This is a genomic window from Streptosporangium sp. NPDC006013 (assembly GCF_040614275.1).
In the GTDB taxonomy this organism is placed as follows: Bacteria; Actinomycetota; Actinomycetes; order Streptosporangiales; family Streptosporangiaceae; genus Streptosporangium.
Window position 1 is genome coordinate 1 of the sequence record NZ_JBEXUE010000660.1, and the last position, 4,514, is coordinate 4,514.

5 protein-coding genes are annotated in these 4,514 nt (G+C 70.6%); 3 read left to right on the forward strand and 2 right to left on the reverse strand.

Annotated elements, in window-relative coordinates:
* Positions 1–157: 157 nt before the first annotated feature.
* A complete protein-coding gene (locus tag ABZ260_RS47245) occupies positions 158–817 on the reverse strand; it encodes a hypothetical protein (RefSeq protein ID WP_355631475.1) in 660 nt (219 codons plus the stop codon).
* Positions 818–976: 159 nt separating this feature from the next.
* Between ABZ260_RS47245 and ABZ260_RS47250 the strand changes: the two genes are divergently transcribed.
* Positions 977–2,635 carry an MFS transporter gene (locus tag ABZ260_RS47250; RefSeq protein ID WP_355631477.1) on the forward strand — a complete coding sequence of 553 codons (1,659 nt, stop codon included), beginning with the start codon at positions 977–979 and terminating at the stop codon, positions 2,633–2,635.
* 31 nt (positions 2,636–2,666) lie between these two features.
* Positions 2,667–2,864, forward strand: a complete 198-nt coding sequence (locus ABZ260_RS47255; protein ID WP_355631480.1) for a tautomerase family protein — start codon at positions 2,667–2,669, stop codon at positions 2,862–2,864.
* A 53-nt stretch (positions 2,865–2,917) separates the two neighbouring features.
* Here the strand turns inward: ABZ260_RS47255 and ABZ260_RS47260 are convergent, their stop codons facing one another.
* Positions 2,918–3,691: an SDR family NAD(P)-dependent oxidoreductase gene (locus ABZ260_RS47260; RefSeq protein WP_355631483.1), complete on the reverse strand. Its 774-nt coding sequence runs from the start codon at positions 3,689–3,691 to the stop codon at positions 2,918–2,920.
* A gap of 154 nt (positions 3,692–3,845) precedes the next feature.
* On the opposite strand from ABZ260_RS47260, the gene ABZ260_RS47265 reads away from it, so the two are divergent.
* On the forward strand, positions 3,846–4,514 hold a 669-nt coding region (locus ABZ260_RS47265), incomplete at its 3' end, for an enoyl-CoA hydratase/isomerase family protein (RefSeq protein ID WP_355631486.1).

A 4,514-nucleotide genomic window follows, 5' to 3' on the forward strand; every position in this document is an offset into this window, starting at 1 on the left:
CGCTCGAACCGCTGGTCGTGATGGGCACCCGTCCCCGCCGGTGCTTCGGTGTCCCGACGGAGCCCTGCCGCCGGGAAAGGTCATCGCTGAGCGGGTTCTCGCGAAGTCCTCGTCAGGGACGATGGATCAAGTGCGCAGGCCTCGCTGACGAACTCGGCTAAAACTCCGCAGCCGATCTGACTGAGTGGCAGAACGCCTCTAGGTGGGGAGTCGGCGCCTCACCTGTTCTCCCGCCAAGGACTGTTGGACCGGCGAATGAGCTCCCCGGCGTCACGTGAATTATCGCGATGCGACGTCTCCGTACTCGGCGAGGCTCTGCCGCATGCGCACGAGGCGATTGCCTGCCGTCGGCGACCACGTCGGCGAGGGTGAACCGGAAGTCGCGGTAGCGGCTGTCGATCACTTCGAGGCCCGCGGACACGCTCCGCACCGCCGCCATCGCCGAGGCCGGCGTGACCCCGGGGTCCTCCAGCCGCCGCCCGAGCGTGAAGACGATCTCGGGCTCCACCCGCGGGTGGATGAGCCGCTCGACCGGCACGGGCGCGCCGGTGTCGAGCAGCAGGCCGTCGGTGAGCCAGCCGGTCAGCGGCGCGGCCACGCCCATCCGCCACTGCTTGGCGCGCGAGGTGAGGCCGAGCTTGACACCGATGATCCTCTCGCCTTCGGCGACCCTGGCCGCCACCAGCTCCGACTGCACCTGGTAGGCGGCGCCGAGGCCGGGCCAGTCCTCGGTGATAGGGCGGCGCGCGGCACGGTCCGACTCCGCCGCGCGCAGCGCCTCGACGGCCCGATCAACCGTCCATGTGTTCGCCGTCATGGTGGCCAACCGTGGACCGTGGCGGGCACGACTTCCACCTGGTATTCCCACACACCGGAAATCGGATGGTTGCTTCCGTCACCGCCGGTCCTACGGTCGCTCCAACCCGCCATCGTGCTCCGAGGCGGGGCGAAGCATTCTGGCTGGAGGAAACCGCCGATGAACAAACAGGAACTCAAGGTAGTCGGTGCGTCGGCCGTAGGTACGGCGTTTGAATGGTATGACTTCTTTCTATACGCGGCACTCGTCCCCGTAATCGGCAGCAACTTCTTCAGCGGCTACGGCGCGACGGCGCAGACCGTGTTCGCGCTGCTGACCTTCGCCGCCGGGTTCATCGTCCGCCCGATCGGCGCGCTGGTGTTCGCGCGGATCACCGACCTGGTCGGCCGCAAGGTCGTGTTCTTGATGACGCTGGTGCTGATGGGCGTTTCGACGGTCGCCGTCGGCCTGCTGCCCACCGCGGACTCGATCGGCATCCTGGCCCCGATCCTGCTGGTGACCTGTCGCATCCTGCAGGGACTCGCGGTCAGCGGCGAGTTCGGCGCCGCGATCACCTACGTCTCGGAGTATGCCCCCGCGCGCCAGCGCTCGTTCTTCGTCGGCTGGCTGACCGGCACCACGGCGCTCGCCTTCAGCCTGTCGCTGGGCGTGCAACTGCTGGTGCAGACCATCGTGGGCGCGGACGCCTTCGAGCAGTGGGGCTGGCGGGTGCCGTTCATCATCTCCGTCGTGCCGCTCGTGCTTTCTGTGTGGATCCGCAGCAAGCTGAACGAGAGCCCGCTGTTCCTGAAGATGAAGAAGGAGGGCACCCGGACCAAGGCGCCGCTGCGCGAGGCGTTCGGCTCGCGGGCACGGGTGCGCATGGTGGCGATCGTGTTCGTGATGGCCGCGGCGCAGTCGTTCATCGGCTACCTGTCCACCGTGTACATGGTGACCACGATGAAGACCTACCTCAAGACCGACGCTTTCACGGTCAACGCGATCTTCATGGTGATCATGCTGATCGGGTTCTTCCTGTGCGTCCTCGCCTGCTGGGTGTCCGACAGGATCGGGCGACGGCCGGTGCTGTTCGCCGGGCTCGGGCTGGCCGCGGTGCTGGCGTTCCCTATCACCGGCGCCATCGTCTCGACGGCGAACCCGGATCTCGCGCGGGCGCAGGAGACGGTGTCGGTCACCATCCAGGCCGACCCGGCCGAGTGTTCCTTCCAGTTCAACCCCACGGGCACTGCCACGTTCACCTCCGACTGCGACCAGGCGCGGAACGTGCTCCAGTCCAACTCCGTCACCTTCGACCGGCAGGACACCATCGGCCCCACCAAGGTCCTCGTGAACGACACCGAGGTCTCCGGCGGTCCGCAGCTGAAGGACGAACTGCGGGCGGCGCTCAAGACGGCCGGGTACCCGGTCGACGGATCGGCCAGCACGATCAAGATCACCGGCATCGGGGATTTCTTCGACGGGCCCGTCCTCACCGTCGCGCTGCTGCTCCTCGCGCTGGTCGCGTTCGCGCAGATGGCCCAGGGACCGGCCGCGACGGCGATGGCGGAGGTGTTCCCGACCCGCGTGCGCGCCACCGCCCTCTCGATCCCTTACCAGCTCGGCGTCGGCGTGTTCGGCGGGCTGCTGCCGGCGACGATGGTCGCGATCGGGGCCGAGGTGGGCAGCACCACCACCGCCCTGTGGTATCCAGTCGGCGCCATGGCGCTGGGCCTGCTGATCCTGGTGTTCACCCTGCCAGAGACCAAGGGGGTGGACCTCGCCGAGGTGCGACTGCCCGGTGACACGGCCGAGGAACCCGCCGTACGCCAGGACGGCTGACCGTCCCATCCCAACCAGAAGGGAAGCCATCATGCCGATCATCGACGTCTCACTGCTGACCGGCCGTACCGAGTCCGAGCTGCGCGAGATGATCTCGGCCGTCCACGACGCGGTCGTGCGTAGCCTCGAGGTCCCGTCCGAGTCGGTGCGGGTCCTGGTGCGCGAGCTGCCGCCGACCCACTGGGCCGCGGCCGGCGAGACGATCGCGGAGCGCAGGGCGCGCTCGTAGAAAACCGGAACGGGCCGGGGCCGACATCGGCCCCGGCCCGTTCCGCGTCGCCGTCAGTCGCGGAAGTGCGTGCTGCTCCAGCCGCCGTCCACCGGGATGGTGAGGCCGGTGACGAACGCCGCCTCGTCGGACGCCAGGAACGCGACGACCCGCGCGACGTCGATCGGCTGCCCGACCCTGGGCAGCGGGCGCGACCGGGTCACCAGGTCGTCGAAGGCGCCCGCGGCGATCTTCGCGCGGGTGGCCGGGGTCTCGATCAGGCCCGGCGCCACCGCGTTGACCCGGATGCCGCGCCGGCCGTACTCGGCCGCCATCTGGCGGGTGAGGCTGGAGACCGCGCCCTTGGCCGCCGAGTACGGCGCGGACCCGGCGACCCCGGTCAGTGCGAACGCCGAGGACGTGTTGACGATCGCCCCGCCCGCGTCGCCGAACGCGATCACCGCGCGGCGGCTGAGCGCGAACGTCGTGCCGAGGTTGGTTCGCAGGAAGAACTCGAAGTCCTCGTCCGTGGTGTCGGCCGCCGGGCGGTCCCCGGCCTTGCCCGCGATGTTGGCGAGCACGTTCGGCGCGCCGACGGCCTCGGCGCAGTGGTCGAAGACTCGCTCCGCCGCGCCCGCCGCGGTGAGGTCGACGGCCAGCACGGCCGGCACGGCCACCTCGTCGCCCGCCGCCGCCACCTCGTCCCGCAGTTCCAGCAGGCCCTTCTCGTCGCGGTCCACGGCGAGCACCGCCGCGCCGCGGGCGGCGAACAGCGCGGCGGTCGCGCGTCCGATGCCCGACGCCGCCCCGGTGACGATCGCTGTCTTGCCACGCAGCTGCCCGTTCACGAATTTCCTCCCGAACCTCGATGTGCACCCGGTGTGCACGGGACGTCATGCGCTCCGATCATGCGCGGTGGCACGATGCCCGGCCACCTGCGGGGTTCCGCTCAATGAGAACCGGCCCTGGTCGCCGGGCCCCGCGTCCGGTCAGCTCTGGGCCATGGATGTATGTGGACTGCGGGTGACGTTCCCCTCCGAGGGGATCGCGCTGCTGGAACTGGACCGGCCGCACCGCCGGAACGCGCTGGACCGCACGCTGCTCGACGGGCTGCCCGGGGTGCTGCGCGAGCTGGACGGCGACGCCGCCGTACGGGTCCTGGTGGTGACCGGGCGCGGCGGCGCGTTCTGCGCGGGCGGCGACCTGGACGCGATCGGCGACCTGGGGAACGAGACGCCGCAGGACGCGCGGGAGCGCATGACCCGCGAGTTCTCCATCGCCGAACTGCTGCTGGAGTTCCACACGCCGACCGTCGCCGCCGTGGACGGCGCGGCCGTCGGTGCGGGGATGGCCCTCGCCCTCGCGTGCGACCTGCGGATCGGCTCGCCCGGCGCGGTGTTCGCCAGCCCGTTCATCAAGATGGCGCTGGTCCCCGACTTCGGCGTGTCGTGGCTGCTGGTGCGGGCGGTCGGCGCGGCGCGGGCGACGGAGCTGGCACTGTCCGGACGCAAGGTCGCGGCGGAGGAGGCCGTGCGGATCGGCCTGCTCGACGTCGTCGTGGCCGACCCGCTCGCGCAGGCGCTCGGCCGCGCCGACCGCCCGCACCAGCAGCCACGACACGCCGAAGTCGGGGACCAGCGCCATCTTGATGAACGGGCTGGCGAACACCGC